Source organism: Desulfonauticus sp., from assembly GCF_055126295.1.
Genome location: NZ_JBSRHE010000013.1, coordinates 22,191 through 42,328 on the forward strand (window position 1 = coordinate 22,191; position 20,138 = coordinate 42,328).

A 20,138-nucleotide genomic window follows, 5' to 3' on the forward strand; every position below is an offset into this window, starting at 1 on the left:
AAGACTATTTTTTTTTAAATTTGTATTTTTTAACATTATTTTTTATAAAGTATTACAAAAAGAGAATTTTCTTGTCAAGATGGCGAAAAACAAAGAGAAAAATAAAAAATTATTAAATTTCAAATAGATAAAAAATCACGCTTGTTTTTAGATTTGTAAAAACAAATAGGATATCAAGAAAGGACTGCAGGAAATAACTGACTGTTTAAAAAATATAAAAAGAAAGTATAGACATTAATAATCGAGTGGAAAATTACATAAAAGACTAGATTAAAAAAACAAAAGTTTAAAAAATTTTTTAAGCCAAAAACAACTCAATCTTAGTCTTCAAATAAGAAAAATAATTTACATAAAAACTAAGAAAAATTGCGCACAATTATCTGTTCTTTTTTCAAAGGACACCATACAGGGACTTTATCTTCTGTACTGATAACTCTATAGGGAGGAAAGGTTACATTACACTTTTGGGTTCCATTTTCCAGCTTAGTACAAAAGGGACATTCAGCACAAGACTTAACTACAATAACCACCTTGCTACCTCCTAGGAATTATTTTCAATAACTTCTACGTCCTTGGGTAAATCAAGAGAAAAGAGTTTATTATCCAACGGAACATTTATCTCTGTATTGGTTAAAGAAAGTTCATTGCCATTACCAAAAAAATCCACCAGCAAAATCCTATTTAAAATACTTTTCTTTTCATCTATCCAGATAAAGGCCAACACCAGATTGGGTTCTGGATTTTTAGGCACCAGCTTAAACTTAAGGCCATCTTTCTCTTTACCCATAAACTCAGATACAAAGTCCTCTTTGAGATTGGCCTTACCTGAAATAAACTTGAGCATGGTTTTAGAGGAAAACAACTTATCTTTGGGATATTTATAAGCTGTATTTTCTTCTGGAAAATAATCCCATACCCCCTGGGGGTTGACCAGTAATTTTTCTGGCTCTGGCTCTTCTACTTCCCATAAAATCAATTCTGGCTTTTTAAAGTAAATTTTTCCCTTTCTCAGTTCCTGTTCTTTACTCGCTGCATTGGTCAGGACCTGATAAAAGGTGGTCTTAAAGGAAACAATCTTTTCATAACTGGCTTGCATCTTATCCAGAGGCTCGCTGGCCCAAAGTAAAACAGGCCAGGATAAGCACAGCAAAAACAAGAAGACTAATCTCTTCATTTTTTTATCCTATTTTTTAATTTTCCAGAAAAACTTCTAAAAAACTTAACGCTTAAACTCAAATTAAGCAAGCTGAAAGCTTTTAGGAAAAAGAAAGGGCTGCGCCTATAGCGCCTATAAAATCCGGGTCTTGAGGAATGATAGGAGAAAAGCCCAAATTTTCGCTCAACAATTGAGCTACGCAGGGATTATGCGCCACACCTCCGGCAAAAATCAAAGGAGGAGTTGCGCCTACCCGTTTTAACATGTTGACACAGCGTTTTACAATGGCGTGATGCAGGGCCAGGGCAATATTTTCTGGTTTCTCGCCCTGAGCCATAAGGGAAGTAGCTTCTGTCTCAGCAAACACAGTACACATACTGTTAATAACAGGCACTCTATCTCCCTTAAGGGCATAGGGACCAAATTCTTCAATACCTATCTGAAAAATATTGGCCATTTGCTCCAAAAATTTACCTGTACCAGCAGCACAGCGGTCATTCATTTCAAACTTCAACAAACCTCCCTGCTCATTTAACAATAAGGCCTTGGTATCCTGCCCACCTATATCCAGAATACTTCTGGCCTGGGGAAAAAGCGCACTTACGCCCTTGGCATAGGCTTTTATTTCTGTAATTTTCTTAACAGGCACCTTTAAATCCAGCCTATCCACCAGCCCCCGACCATAGCCTGTGGCCACCACTCCCGCAAACGCCAAGTCCTTTAGCCCCTTTCTTAGCTGAGCCAGAGGGTCAAAGGTGGTGGGGAGTTGCTTTTTGAGCTGCAACTCCCCTTTATCCAGTCCCACTATTTCAATACTTCTCGAACCAATATCTATACCTAAAATCAACATAACTTTATTTTTCCAGCATTTCCACAAAGGCTTCTACTCTGGTTTTTAATTGCTCCACATCTTCCATACTATAATCTGTCTCTATATTTAGTACTGGAATATTATTTTTTTCTAAAAACTTGCCCAATTTTAAGCTTTCCTGTTGATAGGGCTGACAAAAAAGCAAACTATATTGAATAACGCCGTCCACTTTCAACTCTTTGGCCAGGTTAAGCACATTTTCCATTCTCTCTTCATTGGGGGTAAAACAAGCACAATCAATGCGCATATATCTATCTACCAGGGCATCTATCATCTCTTCTAGAGTCTCTTTAGATTCATCCATCAGGTCTCTGGTATTCCTGGTACCTATACAGGACTCTTCTCCCACCACAACTGCACCAGAGCTTTCAACCAGATAGGGAAGCTTCCAGTTGGGTACGGCCATAGGACAACCAGCCAAAAGCAACCTGGGGGTATTTTCTGGCACCACGCCCTCTTTTTCCTTTACCTTTTGCTCCAGTTCCTGACAGAGCTCCTCTATTTTCTCGCAAAAACGCTGTGGGTCGTCATAAAAGCTAATCTGGTTTATAAGAAGCACATCCCGACCAGAAATGGGAGTAGGCACCTTGGCTCTAAGCGCATTCAATCTCTGCAACACTTTGCGTTTGCGATTTACCAGTTTAATGGCTTCTTTCAGGCTCTCGGCTGTTATTTTATTGCCTGTAAGCTCTTCCAGCTTTTCCTTATAAGCCAGAACTTCTGCTTTAAAAAGCTCTCTGTCTGCCTTTTTCTTTTGCTGAGGCACTTCCATTACATAGAGATTTACATAGTCCTTAAAAACTTCATAGGCTTTCTTTTTTCCATCACAAGTGGTCTCGCCCACAATAAGGTCACAGGACTCAATAAACGGACATAACCTGGCCAGCTTAAAGCCAATAAAGGACTTGATAAGGGCACAGGTATTTCTGGGCACTATTTTTTCAGCCTCTTCCTTGCCTGCTTCTGCTCCAGCACAAAGCCCTACCTGAATGGCCTTAGCCGCTAAAGTCAACTCTTCTGGCACAAAAATACAAAAGGTACCAACTACCTTTTGACCTCTGGCCTTGGCGTCCTGCAATTCTTTAATTCTCAGGCCGTGCACCTCTGACACTACAAAATCCAGATACTCCATTCCCTTTAAACGCTTATCCTGAGAAAGGTAAATGTCTCCGTAAAATTTGCCCAAAACCGTAAGCAATCCATCATGGGCAGTAAGGTCTAAATTCAGTTTTTCCCACATCTCCCGATATTCTGCACTCATCTGCTACCTCCAAAAATTAAGTTTATTGTTTATAAAGGGAATAAAAGAGGGCAGCAAATTGGTAATCTCAATTGATTTCAAGAAAATATATTTTATTTTTGAATAGAAAATTCAAAAAGATAACCTGATAAGATTTTTAAAATCTTAAGATCCTAGCTTAAGCAAGGCTTGTTTATCTCCAGGCCAGGCAAAAGAGAAGCCAGTAAGGAAAATAGATGACTGAGGATAAAAAAGGAGACCAAGAAAAGATGAAATGTAAAAAAGCAAGGAGTAATTTAAAATTGGTTATTACCCTCCTCTTTTGAGGGGGCTTTTTGTTTGTCCTGGTCTTGACATGGAATTTCGAAGTTAATAGTTATTAATTTGGTAATAATGGGAGGAGAATATGTTGAGGTATAAAGCAAATCCTCAAAAAATTTTAGAAGCATTGGTTTTTTTAGCACAAAAAAACCCTGGAAACGGGTTTCATAATCTTCTCAAAATTTTGTTTTATGCAGACAAGTTCCACCTTCAAAAATATGGAAGGCCGGTCTTTGGAGATGTTTATATAAAAATGCCCTATGGCCCTGTTGGTTCTTTTGCCTATGATATTCTTAAAAAAAGTGATTTTATCCCTCAGGATATTTTAAAGGCGATTAATGAATCCCTGGAAGTTAAAAAGGAAAATGATATTCCGTCTGTTTTTGCCAAACGTGAGCCTGATCTTGATTTTTTTTCAGAGACAGACCTGGAATGTTTGAATGAAGCAATGGATAAATGTGAAAAAACTGATTTTAATTCTCTTACTCAAATAACCCATGAAGAAAAAGCCTGGCAACAGTCTAATATGCATTCAGAAATGGATTATGAATTATTTATAGATGATGATATTCCCAACCGTGATGAGTTAATATCCTACCTCAAAGAAACAGCTCACACCATTGTTCTTTAGTTTATTTATTATGCCTTTAAATCCTGGAGATATTATTCTGGTTTTTAAAAAATATTTAAATGGGATTGACCATGATAAATTTGCCATATGTGTTGCTCCTGAATATTTTTTCTTTTTTTATATTAACTCCAAACCCTGGAATAAGGCTCCTGATGCTCAAGTTCAGGTTATGGGCAAACTAGAAATATCCTGCCTAACCCATACATCTTATATTGATACCTCAAGTATTCAACAGCTACCAAAACAAGCAATAGATGCAGCTATTCAAGCTGGCAAAGTATGGTCAGCTTCCCCAAATGTATGTCAGAGAATAAAAGAAGTAGTTAAAAATAGCAGATATTTATCTCTAAAACATAAAAAAATTATATTAAACTCCTTGTAAAATTTACTTTTAAAATTACTCCCTTTTAAAAAAAAGGAAGTAATAATATATAAATTTGTAAATACACATGTAACTACAGTCTTTATCCACTTTACACAAACAATACTATCTAACAATATATTGAGATAAAACTCAATAACAAAAGCGAAAAGTTCAATAAAGAAGACTTTACTGAATTCATTTTAAACTAAAAAGAATTTCTTCTTCATATAAATCAAGTACAAAACCTAATTCTACAGCTGTAAATAAACAGAGTTACAGGTTAGTTTTTTAGGATATTTTTCACTATATGATGCTTGTAGTTCAGCTGGAATCCAGCAAGAAAAACTATATCTTTCAAGTTTTGACAAGTTGAGAATATGTTCAGGAATAAATTAAGGCTTTTGGAAAAAAACACTAATAATTCAAGTTTGAATTATTGACTCTTTTGGTGCCCCCGCCAGGACTCGAACCTGGGCTAACCGGGATTAGGAATCCCGTGCTCTATCCGCCTGAGCTACGGGGGCGTTAAGAAGAAGTACTCTTACACTTTTTCTTCTCTCTTGGCAACCAAATAATCGCCTGCCCTTCTACCCTTATTTTTTTTGACTTATTTGGCCCTTTTTCCTGCAAAAAAGTTAAGTTTTATTCACAAGTTCGTCCTTAAAATTTACTTGCCTCTAAAAACTTTTACCACTAAGTAGCTTTCCTTTCACAGGAGACACTATGAGCAAACTAACCGCCTATTTAGGTTTACTTTTGGCCATGTTACTCTGGGGTACTTCTTTTGTAGCCCTAAAAATTGCCTTACTCAACTATCCTCCCTTTACAGTTGTTTTTGGCCGTATGTTCGTAGCAACCTTTATTTTTTTCCTTATCTGGCCCAAAATAAAACCTAAAAAAATCTATTTTTCCGACCTGAAACTCATCTTATTGATGGCTTTATTTGAGCCCTGTCTTTATTTTATTTTTGAAGGATATGCCTTAAAATACACTTCTGCTTCTCAAGCTTCCTTGATTGTAGCCACCTTACCCCTAATGGTAGGTATTGGAGCCAATCTTTTACTTAAAGAACCTCTAAACTTAAAAATTATCTTAGGCTTTATCCTGGCTATTTTAGGAGTATATGTACTTACCATCTTTAGCCATCCAGAAAGTACAAGCCCCAACCCCTACTTAGGCAACTTCCTGGAATTTCTGGCCATGGCCATGGCTACAGGTTATACCTTGCTGGTACGCCTTTTAAGCCGCAATTACCATCCCTTTTTCCTCTCTGCTGCCCAGGCCATTATAGGAAGCCTATTTTTCCTTCCCCTGGCCCTTTATTTTGACCCCTGGAAAAGCTTTTCTTTTCACCTCTCTGGCTTTCTAGCTATACTTTACTTGGGCTCTGTGGTAAGCTTTCTCGCCTATTCCCTCTACAATCAAGGTGTTGGAACCATTTCTGCCAGCAAAGCTGCGGCTTTTGTCAACCTTATTCCGGTTTTTACCCTCTTTTTTAGCTGGCTACTCTTAAAAGAAACCCTAAACTTACCTCAAATAGGTGGAGCCATCCTGGTGGGAATTGGCATTGCCCTAAGTCAGGAAATCTTCCAAAAAGGCTCCAGAAAATCCCACTCCCTTAAAGCAAAAAAGACAAAACTGTAATTAGCAGGATATTGAGTAAAATTCCTGGCAGAGAATTGTAAAATATCCTTTACCTTATGCAAATAAGCATCCTTTCCCTTTAAACGGTAAAGAAAAAGTAAAGTATAAACCAGGGCAGAAAGAGGAGAAATTAAAGTATTGTCAAAATATTGCTTGGGCCTTAAAAAAAGGTCCTGGCTTCCCTTTGAACTTAAATAAATATCTTCATCCGCAAAAAGCTCCCAAAATTTATCCAACAACCTCAGAATTAAATCTAAAACAAATTCTTCTTTAAACAACCAATATACTCTGGATAGGGCCATCAAAAAATAGGTATAATCATAAGCAGTTCCTTTACTGCCTATTTCACCTTCTATAAAGGAGTGATAAAGCTCATCTTGAATATAAAAAGTATCTTTTAAAAAGAAAAAAAGATTTTTTATTGCAGTTTTTATCTTTTCTTGTGGGAAAAGTTGGTAATATTCACAAAGAGCAAACAAAAATAAACTGTTATAATCACAAAGTATTTTTCTATCTATTTCTGGTAAAACCTTTTCCTCTCTTTTTAACAAAAGCTTTGCAAAAATTTTGTCTAATTTATTCAAGTCTATACTGCCAACCTTTTCTGGCGATAAAAATATAATATTTTCTCCAGTATAACTTCCGCTTGCTTCTTCTTTAAAATTCCCTTTATCTTCTATTTTACTTATTTCTTTTAAATAAGAAAACTCTGATTTAGAGAGGGTCTTTTCTAGTTCTTCTGCCCTCCAGAGATAATACCTGCCCTCTTTGCCTTCACTTTCAGCACTAAGAGAGGAAAAAAAGCCGTTATTTGGGGCCTGCATTTTCTGAAAACAAAAATTTAATGTTTTTTCTATGGTTCTAAGGAAAATATCTTCCCCAAATAATTTATATCCGCGAAGAAAAAGGAGTAAATTAAGGGCCTGGTCATAAAGCATTTTCTCAAAATGAGGAAGTTTCCATTCCCTATCCACACTATAGCGAAAAAATCCTCCTCCTATCTGGTCAAAGACCCCACCCCTAGCCACATGCCTCAGGGTTTTCTTAACTATTGACCCAAACTCTTCCCTATCCCTGATACTGCTTAAAAAAAGCCAGCTAGGTACAAGAAAAAACTTAGGAGCTTTCCCCAATCCACCAAACTCCCAGTCAATATCTTCTTTTAATTGGGTTAAAGCCAGTTCCAATTCCTGGCCTGTAAATTCATTTTTCACAGGTAGATATTGTTGCTTTAACACATTCTCTAGCTCTAAAGCTGTCTCCTCCAGCATTTTTCTTTCCCTTTTCCATAAGATACTTATTCTTTTAACCAACTCTTTAAAACCTACTCTATCCAGTAAGTTTTCTTTGGGAAGATAGGTAAAAGCTAAAAAAGGTTTCTTTTCTGGAGTAAGAAAAAGGTTTAAAGGCCAGCCGCCATATCCATTTAAGACATAACAGGCCTGCATGTACAAAGTATCCAGGTCCACTCTTTCTTCTCTATCCACTTTAATACAGACAAAATTTTCATTGAGGATTTCTGCTATTTTTTTATCTGAAAAGCTTTCTCTGGCCATTACATGACACCAATGACAGGAGGAATAACCAATGGATAAGAAAATGGGTTTATCCTTTTCTCTGGCTTCTAAAAGGGCCTTTTCTCCCCATGGTTGCCAGAAAATGGGGTTATCTTTATGTTGTTGAAGGTACAGGTTTTTACTCTGGGCTAACAGGTTCATAACCACCCCTTTATAATTTGCTTGTAAGTTAGTTCAAGAAAAGGTATTTTCACTTTACTTTATCTAAAAAAGGAAAAAATGAAAATCAGTATTTTTTATTTTCTTTTAGGTATTTTAGCCGGGATTGTGGGAGCAGCCCAACCTGGTATAAACAGTATCCTGGACCAAAAATTAGGTAGTGCCCTTCTGGCCTCTACCATTTCCTTTATGGTAGGCACTATTTTTCTCTTAATCTTGAGTTTTAGCCTAAAAATCCTGCCCATACCTTTAAAGGCCTTTACCCAGGCTCCCTGGTGGGCCTATCTGGGAGGGCTTTTAGGTGCTTTTTTTGTGCTCGTGTCCGTAATCCTTGCCCCCAAAGTAGGTGCTGTCACCTTAATGGGCTTATTGCTCACAGGCCAAATCCTGGCTTCTTTGCTTTACGACCACTTTGGAATTTTAGGCTATCCTGTCCATCCCATTTCCTGGTGGCGCATCCTGGGGCTCATTTTAATGGGAATAGGCGTCTATCTTACCCACCGCTTTTAAAAAGGAGTTTATTTATATGTCCTACACCCAAAGAAAAATGTATTTTTTCCTTCTGGTCTTAACAGTAGTAACTACTTTTGGTTTTCAGGGATGGCGCACCCTTTTAAATAACTTTGCTGTAGAAGTGGTAAATATAAATGGCCAGCAAATGGGGCTTTTGCAATCTTTACGCGAAGTGCCAGGTTTTTTAGCCCTTCTGGTAATCTATCTTTTGCTCTGGTTTAAGGAACACAGATTGCTGGTCTTTTCTGTTTTTCTTCTGGCTCTGGGAATTGGTTTAACTGGATTTTTACCCACCTTTTATGGCTTTATCTTTACCACCTTACTTATGTCCTTTGGTTTTCACTATTATGAAACCTTAAACCAGTCCTTAACCCTTCAATACTTTTCCCAACAAGAAGCTCCTTTAGTTATGGCAAGACTTAAAAGTTTCTCCCACTTAACCAACATCCTGGCTGGAGCTGTTATTTTTGCACTTTCTTTTTTCCTTTCCTATTCCTCCCTTTTTCTTTTTCTGGGAATAATCATTGCCTCAGGAGCACTCTGGGCCCTCAGGCAAAACCCTCTAGATAAAGAAGTTCCTCTTCAACACAAAAAAATGATTCTTAAAAAAAGATACTGGCTCTTTTATGTGCTCACCTTACTTGCTGGTGCCAGAAGGCAAATCTTTATTGCCTTTGCTGTATTTTTGCTGGTCAAGCGATTTCACTTTAGCCTGGCTGAAATAGCCTTTCTTTTTGTCCTCAACAATCTAATAAACTACTGGTTAACCCCTTTTTTGGGCAAGGCCATTAACTATTTTGGGGAAAGGAAAGTCCTGTCTTTAGAATACTTCTCCCTTATCTTCATTTTTCTGGCTTACGCCTATTTACAAAACCGCTATTTAGTAGCCCTGATGTATATTTTGGACCACATTTTCTTTAACTTTGCCCTGGCCATCCGCTCCTATTTTCAAAAAATAGCTGACCCCAAGGATATTGCCCCTTCTATGGCTGTAGGCTTTACCATCAATCATATTGTAGCTGTAATCATGCCTGTAATTGGCGGAATCCTCTGGATGCAAGATTATAAACTACCCTTTTTAATAGGCGCAGTCCTAAGCTGTGCTTCTCTATTTTTTGTTCAGCTAATCAAACTACCGGATAAGACTCCTTCCAATTAAACAAGAATGTTGTCTTATAGAAATAACTAAGTTATAAGCTTTGCCAAAGGAGGCTTAAGCCATGAAAAAAGTATTCTTTGTCTTTAAAAAAGAACCCATGTGTTTTTTACACGTACTTTTAAATGCCCTGGAATTAAAGGAAAAGGATATAGAAGTGGGCATAATTCTGGAAGGAGAGGCAACCACTCTGGTAAAGGAATTTGGCAATCAGCAAAGTCCTATTTTTCAATTCTACCAACAAGCCCAAAGCCAAAATCTCTTTTATGGAGCCTGTCAGGCCTGTTCGCAAAAAATGGGGGTTTTGGAAGAGGTAAAAGCACTTGGCCTAACTCTACTAGCTGAATTAAAAGGCCATCCATCCATGTTTAAATATTTTAATCAAGGATATGATGTGATTGTGTTTTAATAAACTTAAAAAGGGAGAGGGAGAAGATGGACTTAAAGGAAGAAATAACCACCTTGGCTCAGAGGGCCAAAAAGGCCTCCAGGCTACTGGCCAAAGTAAATACTGCGGCCAAAAACAAGGCTCTGGGGCTTTTAGCTGAAAAAATACTCAGTCAAAAAGAGGAAATTTTTGCAGCCAACCAAAAAGACCTGCAACTGGCTCAAGAAAAAGGCCTGGATGCTGCCAGGGTAGATAGGCTGAGGCTAACTGCAGACACCTTAGACTCCATGTCCAGGGCCTGTTTGGAAGTAGCCAATTTTACTGACCCGGTCGGTTTAATTGAAGAAATGCAGGTCCGCCCCAATGGCCTTAAGGTAGGTAAAATGCGTATTCCCCTAGGGGTAATCGCCATTATTTACGAATCCAGGCCCAATGTAACCATAGATGCTGCCATTCTCTGCCTAAAAGCGGGCAATAGTGTTATCTTGCGAGGTGGCTCAGAAGCCTTTTATTCCAATCAAATCTTGTCCTCTCTTATCTCCAGCTCTCTGGAGGAAGCAGGCTTACCCAGAGATGGAGTAATTTCCCTGCCTACCACAGAGCGCAAGGCTGTGGAATACCTTTTAGAACTGGAAGAATACATTGATGTGGTTATCCCCAGAGGTGGGGAAGGCTTAATCAGGGCAGTGGTGGAAAAGGCCAGAATGCCAGTCCTAAAACACTATAAAGGGGTTTGCCATATTTACGTCCATAAAGACGCCCAGTTGGAGCAAGCCCTGGAAATCGTCTATAATGCCAAGGTACAAAGGCCTGGGGTGTGTAATGCCCTGGAGTGTCTCCTGGTTCATGCAGAAATTGCCCCTGTTTTTCTTCCCCTTTTAGAGAAAAAAATGGGAGATAAAGTAACCTTTCATGCCTGTAGCTTAAGCCAACCCTATTTGCCCAAAAGTGTACCTGCCACTCCAGAAGACTGGGGCAAGGAGTATTTATCTTTAGACCTGGCAGTAAAAACTGTTTCCTCGGTGGAAGAAGCCCTGGAGCATATTGAGACTTATGGTTCCAATCATTCTGAGGCCATTTTGACCCAGGACTACAATTTAGCCCTAAGGTTCTTGCAAGAAGTGGATGCTTCTGCTGTACTGGTCAATGCTTCCACTCGTTTTAACGATGGTGGGCAATTTGGCTTAGGAGCAGAAATAGGCATTTCCACTTCCAAGCTCCACGCCTATGGACCCATGGGCTTAAGGGAACTTACTTCCACCAAATTTATAGTTTTGGGACAAGGACAAATAAGGACAGCTTAAAACCAAGGAAATACCATGGCTAAAGTCAGCTACTTTAGACTAGTTAGACAAAAACTTGGCCCCCTTTTCCCCCTGTTTTTTGGGGGAGCCTCATTGGCCTGTGTTTTTGTCTATGGTTTTTTGGTCTTCTATTGGGGAGAGGGCTGGACACCTTTAGAAAGTTTTTACCAGGTGGTTATCACCCTTTCTACAGTGGGCTTTCATGAGGTTCATCCTTTAAGTGAGCGAGGACAAATTTTAACCTCTCTTTTAATCTTGCTGGGAGTGGGCAACTTTGCTTATCTGGTGGGCGCCTTTTCCCAGATTTTGGTGGATGGAACCCTCCAGGAAATCATTAAACAAAAAAGGTTAAGGCGTATGTTAGCAAAAAAGGAAAATCACTTTATTGTCTGTGGATTCGGCCGTATTGGCAGTGTGGTAGCCCTGGAAATACTCAAGGAAGGACACGCTGTAGTAGTAATTGAACAGGACGAACAAATTGTAGAGCGCTTAAAACTACAGGGCATTGACCATATCCATGGGGATGCCACTATTGAAAAAAACCTTGTCTTAGCCAATATCAAAAAAGCCAAAGCCTTAATCACTGCCCTAAATGATGAAGCCAAAAATGTATATGTGGTCTTAACTGCCAGGCAACTGGCCCCAGACCTACCCATTATTGCCAGGGCTGACCACGAAACCACCATTCCCAAACTAAAACTAGCTGGCGCTACCAAGGTAATGACCCCGCACCTTATTGGGGGGATTCGCATGGCCCAAACAGTATTAAAACCCAATGTAACTGACTTTGTGGACCTGGCTATGCAAGATAGCTCCCTGGACTTGCAAATGGAAGAGCTGATTATTTCAGAAAAATCCACTTTAGCTGGCAAAGACCTCATTCAATCCCAAATAAGGCCTAACTACAACCTTATTATCATTGCCATTAAGAAAAAAGATGGTCAAATGGTCTTTAATCCTGGTCCCAAAACCATCATAGAAGCTGGAGACACCCTCATTGCTGTGGGCAGCAAGGAAAATTTACGGCGTATTGAGGAGATTTTATAGGTGAATCTAGAGAGCATAAAAGCAAGAATTACAGAATTACGCAAACTAATAAGCTATCACAACTATCGCTACTATGTTTTAGATGACCCTGAAATAAGTGATGCAGAATACGACGCCTTGTACGCAGAGCTTAAGGAACTGGAAGAAAAGTACCCTCAATTTTTTGACCCCAATTCTCCTACCCAAAAAATAGGTGGTCCACCTCTGAAGGAATTTTCTCCCTTTACTCATTCTTTGCCCATGTATAGCCTGGATAATGGCTTTTCTTTAAAGGATGTGGCTGACTTTATAGCCAGAGTAAAAAAACATTTGCCTGCAGAGGAACTGGAATTCTGGCTGGAACCCAAATTAGACGGTCTGGCGGTGGAAATAGTTTATGAACAAGGGCAGTTTAAACAGGGTGGTACCAGAGGAGATGGAGTAGTAGGAGAAGATGTCTCCAGCAACCTAAAAACCATAAAAAACCTGCCCTTAAACCTTTTCCCGCCCTATCCAGCTTATTTGGAAGTACGCGGAGAAGTGATTTTAAACAAAAAAGACTTTGAACGCCTCAACGCAGAGCAACTAAAAAAAGGAGAAAAGCCCTTTGCCAATCCCAGAAATGCAGCTGCAGGTTCCTTAAGGCAACTGGACCCCAAAATTACAGCCAGGCGCCCTCTTTTCTTTTATGCCTACGGAGTAGGCAAGGTAGAGCCTTCCTCTTTTGAGGGGAAAACCCAGGAAGAACTCAGCTCTAAGTTAAAAAACCTGGGCCTGCCCACTGTTCCTCTGGGAAAAAAAGTAAAAACTTTGCAAGAAATAGAATCCTTTTATCTGGAGTTGCAAAAGCAGAGGAATTCCCTTCCCTTTGAAATAGACGGAGTGGTGATTAAGGTAAATTCCCTGGCTCACCAAAAGCTCCTGGGCTTTACAGCCAAGTCCCCTCGTTTTGCCCTGGCCTTAAAATTTCCAGCCAAGCAAGGCATAACTACCCTTAAGGATGTGCTTTTTCAGGTGGGCAGGACAGGAGTAATCACTCCAGTAGCCCTTTTAGAGCCCCTTTCTTTAGGCGGTGTGGTGGTTTCCAGAGCCACTCTCCACAATGAAAGCGAAATCAAAGCCAAGGATTTAAAAATAGGCGATAAGGTGCTGGTACAGCGAGCTGGAGATGTAATCCCGGAAGTGGTGCGGCCCTTAAAGGAAGAGCGAACTGGGGAAGAAAAAGAAATCATTTTTCCTGAAAACTGCCCTGTATGTGGAAGTAAATTGCAAAAATCCACTCAGGAGGTGGCCATTCGCTGCGAAAACATCTCCTGTCCAGCCAGATTAGAAGCAAGTTTGATTCACTTTGTTTCCAAAAAAGGCCTGGATATAGAGGGATTGGGTAAAAAGTGGATACCCCTGCTTATGGAAAAAGGACTGCTCCAGACTCCAGCAGATATTTTTCGCTTACAAAAGGAAGAACTGATAAAACTTCCCCGCATGGGAGAAAAATCTGCTTCCAATCTACTTCAGGCCATAAAAAGGGCTAAAGAAAAGCTCACCCTGGACAAACTGATCTATGCCCTGGGCATCAGGCATGTAGGTGAACAAACCGCTAAAATCTTAAGCAGCCACTTTAAAGACCTGGACGCCCTGAGTCAGGCCAGCAAAGAAGAATTGATGCAATTAAAAGACATTGGACCAGAAGTGGCCCGTTCTATTGTGGAATTTTTTAGCCTCAAAGAAAATCAAAACCTTTTACAGGACTTAAAAAACCTGGGACTCTGGCCCCAGGCAAAAAAAGAAACTGCCGAGCAAAACCTGCCTTTGACAGGAAAAACTTTTATCTTTACTGGAAAATTAAAGAGTTTGAGCCGTGCTCAAGCCAGAGCAAAGGTAGAAACCCTGGGAGGAAGGGTGGTAAGTGCCATTTCCTCTCAGGTGGATTTTGTGGTTGTAGGCGAAGACCCTGGCAGTAAATTGGCCAAAGCCAGGAAACTAGGTTTAAACACCATCTCAGAAACAGAGTTTTTAAAATTAATCTCTTAAGCAAAAGGAGTTTTTATGCATACACCTTTAATTATCCTGGGAGCAAAGGGTAGAATGGGCTCAACTATCACCACCCTGGCCCTGGCTGACCCGGCTTTGGAAGTAAAAGCCTTAATTGAACGAGAGGAAAAGTTAAAAGAAATTGAATTTAGCCAGCCTTTTAAGACCTCCAGCCTGGAAGAAGCCCTGCAAAAATTTCCTGGCAGTGTGGTTATTGACTTTACCACCCCTAAAGTGAGCCTGGACACTGCTAGACTTTGTGCTAACCTGCAGGGAAAGGCAGTTATTGGCACCACTGGCTTTAGCCCTGAAGAAATCTCCATCCTAAAGGACCTGGCCCAAAAGACTCCTTTACTCCTGGCCCCCAACATGAGTGTGGGCATAAACGTGCTTTTAAAGATACTTCCTCAGCTAGTAACCCTGCTGGGAGAGCAATACGACCTGGAAATCAGTGAAATCCACCACAAGTTTAAAAAGGATGCACCCTCTGGTACTGCCCTAAAACTAGCAGAATGCCTGGCTGCAGCCAGAAAGGTGGAGCTAAAAGAGGTGGCCAGGTATTGCCGTGAAGGTATCATTGGCCAAAGGCCTGCAGGAGAAATAGGCCTGCAAACCCTAAGGGGTGGAGATGTGGTTGGCGACCATACTGTGTACTTTTTTGGCCCGGGCGAGCGCATAGAAGTAACGCATAGGGCTCATTCCAGGGAAACCTTTGCCCAGGGAGCCTTACGGGCAGCCAAATGGCTTTATACTAAGCCAGCAGGCAAACTCTATTCCATGGCTGATGTCTTAAGTTAAAAAAATTAAAAAACCAGGCTCTTAAATTTAAGGTCAGGACTTAACTCTCCTGACCTTTCTTATCTTTAAAAGAAGTAAAAGGAGTTAAACTCACTTTGAATATACTTGTCTGGCAAACTGCTTTTTTAGGTGACCTTATCCTGACCACGCCTTTAATTGCCTCTTTAAAAAACCTTTACCCCCAGAGCAAAATCACTCTGGTAGCCAAAGGTTTTGCCAGGGCTGTATTTCAAAATAACCCCCACTTAGATAACCTGCTAATATACGAAAAAAAGGAAAATTTTTTTAGCTTTATCCAGAAACTAAAAAAAGCCCGCTTTGACCTGGCTATCTCACCTCACCGCTCTCATCGAGCCAGTCTGGCCCTGTTTTTAAGTAAAATCCCCCAAAGAATTGGCTTTGACCGGGCTGGATTTTCCTTTTTATATACCAAAACCTTTCCCCATGCTTTTGACGGCACCCATGAAATAGAAAGGAACTTAAGCCTATTGCAGGGTCTAAGTACCTATGCCAAAAACAAACTTGTTTTTGAACCCAGACTCTACCTAACCTCTAAAGAGAAAAGTATAATCCAAACTTATGGGCTCACTTATAAAGACTACTTGCTCATTGCGCCTGGCAGCAAATGGCCCACCAAACGCTGGACCAGGCAAGGTTTTCAAGAGGTAATCTCTTATTGGCTAAAGAAAAAAGTACAGGTGGTTTTAATTGGCGATAGGGAAGATGCACCCTTTGCAACCCAGATTACAACTGGCTTTAACTCCCCTCTCCTCTTAAACCTGGTGGGCAAAACTTCCTTACGGGAAAGCTTTGGGCTGATTAAGGGAGCCAGGGTTATTCTTTCCAATGATTCTGCACCAGTACATATGGCCCAGGCCCTGAACACGCCTGCAGTGGTTATCTTTGGTCCCACCATTACTGCTTTTGGATTTTATCCCTATAAACTGGGAAAAGTCCTGGAAGTGCCCTTAAAATGCAGGCCCTGCGGACTGCATGGCCATAAAGCCTGCCCTCAAAAGCACCACCATTGCATGCAACAAATAGAGGTTCCCCAAGTCATTACCAGCCTGGAAAATTTTTGGGAAAAGGGCCTGTAAACCGGTTCAAAAAACTTAACCGTAAAAAAAATTGAACCAGGGTCAAAAAAAAGTCAAAATTAACTTGACAATTTTTTCCTTTTCCCTAATATGCCTTGCTTAAGGAAAAGGGAGAAAATCTCTTTTTCGGCGTCAGGGGTCTTTGTTAATTGCATAGGGGTTTTTGAGTTGCACTCAAAAACAACACTTCAAAAGGAGGAAAACTTAACATGAAAAGATTTGCTATTCTTGCAATCATGGCTGCCTTTATCCTGGGCACTGTAGCCATGGCTTCTGCTGTTGAGCTCAAAGCTCGTGGTGCTTGGCGCGCCCATGCCAACTGGACTGATAATTTGAATTACCAGGATGCCGACAACACAGATGGTGACGGCCAGAGTGAAGATGATTTTAATGTTAAAGAAAGAGCTAGAGTCTGGTTTGATTTTATTGCCAATGAAAATGTAAAGGCTGTTTTGGGCCTGGAAATTGGTAACTTCCGTTGGGGGCAACCTGGCGCTGCTGACCTTTCTTCAGATAACCCTGGTATTATCAAAGTAAAACACGCTTACCTTGATTTTAATCTTCCTGAAACTCAAATCAATGTAAAGGCTGGTTTGCAGTGGGTAGAACTGCCCAGTGCTTTTGGTTCCAACATTTTTGGTGGTGATGTAGCTGCTCTGGTTACCACCATCCCTGTTAATGAAATGGTTTCTGTAGTAGCTGGTTGGGCCAGACCTTATGATAAATATGAAGAAGATGGTAACAATAGCAGAAACGATGAAACTGATATTGCCTTCCTGGTTGTTCCTGTAAAACTGGATGGCGTAGCCTTAAACCCCTTCTTCGCTTATGCCTGGATCGGTAAAGATAGTGGCCTTCCTGCTGATAACGGAGATGGTGGCTATTCTAACCTCCCTGCAGGTTTAACTTTTGAAGATGATTCTTCTGCCTGGTGGGCTGGTTTAAACTTTAAGGTAACCATGTTTGATCCCATCGTAATTGATGGCGATCTTAACTATGGTAAGGTTGATGCTGATACTACTGGTGATGATGTAGATGTTGCTGGTTGGTTTTTTGATTTAGCTGTAAGTTACAAAATGGACATGATGACTCCTCAAGTTTTCTTTGTTTATAGCACTGGAGATGATGCCAGCGATTTAAAGGATAACGATTATGGACGTTTTCCTGTATACTACACTGAAGTATTTGCTCCTACTACCTTTGGTTTTGCTGGTTCCAGCTTTACCTATGACAGTGAAATTGGAGCTTATGCCTCTGGCCTCTGGGCTGTAGGTTTTGCCTTAAGAGACATTAAGTTTGTTGATAAGCTTTCTCATGAGTTTATCCTTATGTATGCTAGAGGTACAACTGACAAAGATGCTGTAGATGATGGTTACTTAGATGATTCTACTTTAACCACCAAAGACTCTCTTTGGGAAGTTGACTTCAACACCAAGTATCAAATGTATGAAAACCTGGCAGCTATCGTAGAACTTGGTTACCTCAAAGCCAACTATGATGAAGATTTAGGAACCAGGGGTGACAACTACAAAGATGATGCTGCCTGGAAAGTTAGCGTAGGTGTTACCTATAACTTCTAATTTCAAACTATAACCCTGACGCCTGCAAGCAAAAGGGCCAGGCTTTGAGCCTGGCCCTTTTTATTTTTTTCTCCAAATCTAAAATAAAAAAGGCCCTCTTTTGCACAGAGGGCCTTTTAAACAAAAAAACAAACCCCAACTAATCTTCGGTCATGCTAATACACTGAGCAGGGCAGGATTCAATGGCCTCTTCTATTTCTTCTTTGCTGGCGCCATCAGGATTAATCACATAGGCTTTGTTTTCGCTTTCATTATAGGCAAAAACTCCAGGACAAAGCTCTACACAGGTTTCACACCCAATGCATTCATCCTGGTCTAAAATAACTTCTCTACTCATAACAAACCTCCTTTTTAGTTTAAATTCTAGCTAATCCCAAAAATAGGGTATGTAAAGAGACCAGAATGAAAATATATCCCTTGTACAACCCTTTTTTGGGTTTAGAACCAAAAGTAAGCTCCACTGCCCTGTGAGGGCAAAGGGCAAAACAGGCCAAACAATTGGTACAATAGTGATTAATTTTAAACTTATCTTCCCATTTTTCAATGGCCTGATAAAGGCATTTAGCCTGGCAAATACCACATCCTGTACACTTTTCTAAGTTTATCCTCAATCTTAAGGGATTAACTTTACCTAAAAACACACTAACCAGCCCCAGAGGGCAAAAGCCAAGACAATGGGTCATTTTCCCCTTTTGATAGGACCAGAAAACAATAAAAAACAAACTAACCAGGCCAAAAATACTTACCAGGAAAAACAACACCTGCCCTTCTAAAACTCCATAGCGTCCCATTAAGGCCAAAAGCACCACCAGAGCCAGATTAATCCAGGCTCCTTTCCTACTAAGGGGGGCTTTAGATTTTCGCTTTTGTAAATTGGCTCCCCAATTATCCAGCCCTCCCACATAACAGAGATGGCTACACCAGGCAGGACCTACCAGCAAAAGAGTGCTCAGAAACAAACCCAGCATGAAAAATCCTCCCCCACGGTAAAGAGGGCCACCAATAATCAGGGCAGGAATGGGAAAATGCAACTTACCTGTAAGCAAAAAACGACCATCCACCCAGAGCCCCAGTCCCAATTGGAAAAAAAAGACCAGGGAAAAAAGAGCCCAGATTTTGGGCCTGAGCCTGTACTGTTCTTTAGGCCTTAAAAACCTTTCTCCCACATAAACTCCGTATAAAGCCAGTAAAAAAGCCTGAAAAATCCCCAGCTTAAAAACAAAACGGTCAAAGAGAAGTAAAGGAAAAGAAGATTTTAATCTTAAAAAATTAAGTAAACCAAAGACAACCAAAAAGATAAAAAGTAAAAAAAATCTATCCTTTACTTTTTCAAAATTTTTCCAGCTAAAAACTAAAGCCAAAAAGGTGAATAAAACCACCAGAAACATAATAAACACCAGTCTAAACCAGGGCATATGGGCCTGTATTCTAAAGGATATCAGAGTATAACTCACTTCTATCCAGGTAAAAAATAAAAAAATAAGTGCCAGGGGCAGTATAATTTTACTTAATCTTAGATTAAAGATAGTTAAAATCAGCAAGAAAAAAAAGATTAAAACAAAATTGAGCTCTCCCATTCTAAAAAAATGGGCCATGCCCAAAAGCAAGCTAAAGAGAATTGTTCCCTTGTTTAGAAAACCCATCTCTTATCTCCTGAGGAGAATAAATAGTAAAAAGTTCCTTGCCCTGCTTTACCGCACTCCTTTCCAAAAGTTTAAGCACAAAGGCCAAAAAAGAAACCATCTTTTCTAAAGAAAGCCTATCCACTTCCTTAGCCAGCCTGGCATGTCTTCCCAATCGCCCTCCCAATAGCACCCTTACCTGTATTTCCCCTCTGCTAAGAGCTTCTTGTTCACAGGCCAAAGCACACTCTCCACACCCCAGGCAATTTGAAGTAAGTTCTAAGCCTGGCTCAAGTAAAATAGCCTGCTCCTTGCAGGCCTGCAAACAAAGACCACACTTCACACACCTATCTACCTGCACCTTTATTTCTGCCCTGCCAATAAACCCCACATCCTTGATTTGAGAACGGGCACAGGCATTGGGGCAGGCAGAAAAGCCTATTTTAAATAAATGATGTTTTTTAAGGTCCTTTTCCTGTCCCCAGGAAGAAGTTCTGACTATATTTTTTATCCTTGCAAGTAGGTTAGGACCATCTAAGACTAAAGCCTGGGGGCACTTTCCCTCTACTCCTCTACAAAATTCCAGTTCAAAACCACCTATTCTTTCCTGCATCTATTACCTCGTCAAAAGTAAACAATAAAAACTAGTTTTAACCTTCT

The 20,138-nt window shown here is 40.1% G+C and carries 20 protein-coding genes and 1 tRNA gene; 12 read left to right on the forward strand and 9 right to left on the reverse strand.

Features of this window, described 5'->3' with window-relative positions; genetic code table 11:
* Nucleotides 1-356: 356 nt before the first annotated feature.
* From ACTCIM_RS08470 to ACTCIM_RS08485, 4 genes are all read right to left on the reverse strand, one after another.
* Entirely contained in the window at nucleotides 357-530 is a 174-nt protein-coding gene (locus tag ACTCIM_RS08470; protein WP_464278607.1) for a hypothetical protein, read from the reverse strand.
* Between the two features lie 11 nt (nucleotides 531-541).
* Nucleotides 542-1,174: an outer membrane lipoprotein periplasmic chaperone LolA gene (gene lolA, locus ACTCIM_RS08475; RefSeq protein ID WP_464278608.1), complete on the reverse strand. Its 633-nt coding sequence runs from the start codon at nucleotides 1,172-1,174 to the stop codon at nucleotides 542-544.
* Between the two features lie 82 nt (nucleotides 1,175-1,256).
* A complete protein-coding gene (locus tag ACTCIM_RS08480; RefSeq protein ID WP_464280234.1) occupies nucleotides 1,257-2,003 on the reverse strand; it encodes an acyl-CoA dehydratase activase in 747 nt (248 codons plus the stop codon).
* Between the two features lie 7 nt (nucleotides 2,004-2,010).
* Nucleotides 2,011-3,288: a double-cubane-cluster-containing anaerobic reductase gene (locus ACTCIM_RS08485; protein WP_472314997.1), complete on the reverse strand. Its 1,278-nt coding sequence runs from the start codon at nucleotides 3,286-3,288 to the stop codon at nucleotides 2,011-2,013.
* 385 nt (nucleotides 3,289-3,673) lie between these two features.
* On the opposite strand from ACTCIM_RS08485, the gene ACTCIM_RS08490 reads away from it, so the two are divergent.
* Entirely contained in the window at nucleotides 3,674-4,219 is a 546-nt protein-coding gene (locus ACTCIM_RS08490; RefSeq protein WP_029965480.1) for a type II toxin-antitoxin system antitoxin SocA domain-containing protein, read from the forward strand.
* 10 nt (nucleotides 4,220-4,229) lie between these two features.
* A complete protein-coding gene (locus ACTCIM_RS08495; protein WP_472314999.1) occupies nucleotides 4,230-4,601 on the forward strand; it encodes a hypothetical protein in 372 nt (123 codons plus the stop codon).
* 428 nt (nucleotides 4,602-5,029) lie between these two features.
* Here ACTCIM_RS08495 and ACTCIM_RS08500 read toward each other — a convergent pair.
* Nucleotides 5,030-5,107 (reverse strand) — tRNA-Arg (locus tag ACTCIM_RS08500).
* 199 nt (nucleotides 5,108-5,306) lie between these two features.
* On the opposite strand from ACTCIM_RS08500, the gene ACTCIM_RS08505 reads away from it, so the two are divergent.
* The gene (locus ACTCIM_RS08505; protein WP_464278612.1) at nucleotides 5,307-6,227 is read left to right on the forward strand and encodes a DMT family transporter; all 921 of its coding nucleotides are present in this window, start codon (nucleotides 5,307-5,309) and stop codon (nucleotides 6,225-6,227) included.
* Here ACTCIM_RS08505 and ACTCIM_RS08510 read toward each other — a convergent pair.
* A complete protein-coding gene (locus ACTCIM_RS08510; protein WP_472315000.1) occupies nucleotides 6,161-7,945 on the reverse strand; it encodes a thioredoxin domain-containing protein in 1,785 nt (594 codons plus the stop codon). The two genes, ACTCIM_RS08505 and ACTCIM_RS08510, sit on opposite strands and share 67 nt — an antisense overlap.
* 78 nt (nucleotides 7,946-8,023) lie before the next feature.
* Here ACTCIM_RS08510 and ACTCIM_RS08515 point away from each other — a divergent pair, with 78 nt between their 5' ends.
* The 9 genes from ACTCIM_RS08515 (at nucleotide 8,024) to ACTCIM_RS08555 (ending at nucleotide 17,856) form a co-directional block, all read left to right on the forward strand.
* Nucleotides 8,024-8,473, forward strand: a complete 450-nt coding sequence (locus ACTCIM_RS08515) for a DMT family transporter (protein WP_472315001.1) — start codon at nucleotides 8,024-8,026, stop codon at nucleotides 8,471-8,473.
* A 16-nt stretch (nucleotides 8,474-8,489) separates the two neighbouring features.
* A complete protein-coding gene (locus ACTCIM_RS08520; protein ID WP_472315002.1) occupies nucleotides 8,490-9,635 on the forward strand; it encodes an MFS transporter in 1,146 nt (381 codons plus the stop codon).
* Nucleotides 9,636-9,696: 61 nt separating this feature from the next.
* On the forward strand, nucleotides 9,697-10,041 hold the full coding sequence (locus tag ACTCIM_RS08525) for a DsrE family protein (protein ID WP_472315003.1): 345 nt from the start codon (nucleotides 9,697-9,699) through the stop codon (nucleotides 10,039-10,041).
* Between the two features lie 26 nt (nucleotides 10,042-10,067).
* Complete coding sequence (locus tag ACTCIM_RS08530; protein ID WP_472315004.1) at nucleotides 10,068-11,324, forward strand: glutamate-5-semialdehyde dehydrogenase; 1,257 nt, start codon at nucleotides 10,068-10,070, stop codon at nucleotides 11,322-11,324.
* A gap of 15 nt (nucleotides 11,325-11,339) precedes the next feature.
* Nucleotides 11,340-12,371, forward strand: a complete 1,032-nt coding sequence (locus ACTCIM_RS08535) for a potassium channel family protein (RefSeq protein ID WP_472315006.1) — start codon at nucleotides 11,340-11,342, stop codon at nucleotides 12,369-12,371.
* Nucleotides 12,372-14,381: an NAD-dependent DNA ligase LigA gene (gene ligA, locus ACTCIM_RS08540; RefSeq protein ID WP_472315008.1), complete on the forward strand. Its 2,010-nt coding sequence runs from the start codon at nucleotides 12,372-12,374 to the stop codon at nucleotides 14,379-14,381.
* A gap of 15 nt (nucleotides 14,382-14,396) precedes the next feature.
* Entirely contained in the window at nucleotides 14,397-15,179 is a 783-nt protein-coding gene (gene dapB, locus ACTCIM_RS08545; RefSeq protein ID WP_472315009.1) for a 4-hydroxy-tetrahydrodipicolinate reductase, read from the forward strand.
* A 95-nt stretch (nucleotides 15,180-15,274) separates the two neighbouring features.
* Nucleotides 15,275-16,276 (forward strand): glycosyltransferase family 9 protein, encoded by a 1,002-nt coding sequence (locus ACTCIM_RS08550; protein WP_472315010.1) that lies wholly within the window; start codon nucleotides 15,275-15,277, stop codon nucleotides 16,274-16,276.
* Between the two features lie 209 nt (nucleotides 16,277-16,485).
* Nucleotides 16,486-17,856 carry an outer membrane homotrimeric porin gene (locus ACTCIM_RS08555; RefSeq protein ID WP_472315012.1) on the forward strand — a complete coding sequence of 457 codons (1,371 nt, stop codon included), beginning with the start codon at nucleotides 16,486-16,488 and terminating at the stop codon, nucleotides 17,854-17,856.
* A 139-nt stretch (nucleotides 17,857-17,995) separates the two neighbouring features.
* Here ACTCIM_RS08555 and ACTCIM_RS08560 read toward each other — a convergent pair whose 3' ends face one another.
* From ACTCIM_RS08560 to ACTCIM_RS08570, 3 genes are read right to left on the reverse strand one after another with little or no spacing between them, the layout of a single operon-like run.
* Nucleotides 17,996-18,193 (reverse strand): ferredoxin, encoded by a 198-nt coding sequence (locus tag ACTCIM_RS08560; RefSeq protein WP_472315014.1) that lies wholly within the window; start codon nucleotides 18,191-18,193, stop codon nucleotides 17,996-17,998.
* Nucleotides 18,194-18,212: 19 nt separating this feature from the next.
* The gene (locus ACTCIM_RS08565; protein ID WP_472315015.1) at nucleotides 18,213-19,499 is read right to left on the reverse strand and encodes a 4Fe-4S binding protein; all 1,287 of its coding nucleotides are present in this window, start codon (nucleotides 19,497-19,499) and stop codon (nucleotides 18,213-18,215) included.
* Nucleotides 19,465-20,091, reverse strand: coding sequence for a 4Fe-4S binding protein (locus tag ACTCIM_RS08570; protein WP_472315017.1), 627 nt, complete (start codon nucleotides 20,089-20,091; stop codon nucleotides 19,465-19,467). Before ACTCIM_RS08570 ends, ACTCIM_RS08565 begins: the two co-directional genes overlap by 35 nt.
* Nucleotides 20,092-20,138: the final 47 nt, after the last annotated feature.

What these genes read in the sequence shown, in the direction of transcription:
- ACTCIM_RS08565 (WP_472315015.1), bottom strand. Translation starts at nt 19,499, where the DNA reads ATGGGTTTTCTAAACAAGGGAACAATTCTCTTTAGCTTGCTTTTGGGC.
- ACTCIM_RS08520 (WP_472315002.1), top strand. Translation starts at nt 8,490, where the DNA reads ATGTCCTACACCCAAAGAAAAATGTATTTTTTCCTTCTGGTCTTAACA.
- lolA (WP_464278608.1), bottom strand. Translation starts at nt 1,174, where the DNA reads ATGAAGAGATTAGTCTTCTTGTTTTTGCTGTGCTTATCCTGGCCTGTT.
- ACTCIM_RS08525 (WP_472315003.1), top strand. Translation starts at nt 9,697, where the DNA reads ATGAAAAAAGTATTCTTTGTCTTTAAAAAAGAACCCATGTGTTTTTTA.
- ACTCIM_RS08560 (WP_472315014.1), bottom strand. Translation starts at nt 18,193, where the DNA reads ATGAGTAGAGAAGTTATTTTAGACCAGGATGAATGCATTGGGTGTGAA.
- ACTCIM_RS08535 (WP_472315006.1), top strand. Translation starts at nt 11,340, where the DNA reads ATGGCTAAAGTCAGCTACTTTAGACTAGTTAGACAAAAACTTGGCCCC.
- dapB (WP_472315009.1), top strand. Translation starts at nt 14,397, where the DNA reads ATGCATACACCTTTAATTATCCTGGGAGCAAAGGGTAGAATGGGCTCA.
- ACTCIM_RS08505 (WP_464278612.1), top strand. Translation starts at nt 5,307, where the DNA reads ATGAGCAAACTAACCGCCTATTTAGGTTTACTTTTGGCCATGTTACTC.
- ACTCIM_RS08570 (WP_472315017.1), bottom strand. Translation starts at nt 20,091, where the DNA reads ATGCAGGAAAGAATAGGTGGTTTTGAACTGGAATTTTGTAGAGGAGTA.
- ACTCIM_RS08485 (WP_472314997.1), bottom strand. Translation starts at nt 3,288, where the DNA reads ATGAGTGCAGAATATCGGGAGATGTGGGAAAAACTGAATTTAGACCTT.
- ACTCIM_RS08530 (WP_472315004.1), top strand. Translation starts at nt 10,068, where the DNA reads ATGGACTTAAAGGAAGAAATAACCACCTTGGCTCAGAGGGCCAAAAAG.
- ACTCIM_RS08495 (WP_472314999.1), top strand. Translation starts at nt 4,230, where the DNA reads ATGCCTTTAAATCCTGGAGATATTATTCTGGTTTTTAAAAAATATTTA.
- ACTCIM_RS08490 (WP_029965480.1), top strand. Translation starts at nt 3,674, where the DNA reads ATGTTGAGGTATAAAGCAAATCCTCAAAAAATTTTAGAAGCATTGGTT.
- ACTCIM_RS08555 (WP_472315012.1), top strand. Translation starts at nt 16,486, where the DNA reads ATGAAAAGATTTGCTATTCTTGCAATCATGGCTGCCTTTATCCTGGGC.
- ACTCIM_RS08510 (WP_472315000.1), bottom strand. Translation starts at nt 7,945, where the DNA reads ATGAACCTGTTAGCCCAGAGTAAAAACCTGTACCTTCAACAACATAAA.
- ACTCIM_RS08515 (WP_472315001.1), top strand. Translation starts at nt 8,024, where the DNA reads ATGAAAATCAGTATTTTTTATTTTCTTTTAGGTATTTTAGCCGGGATT.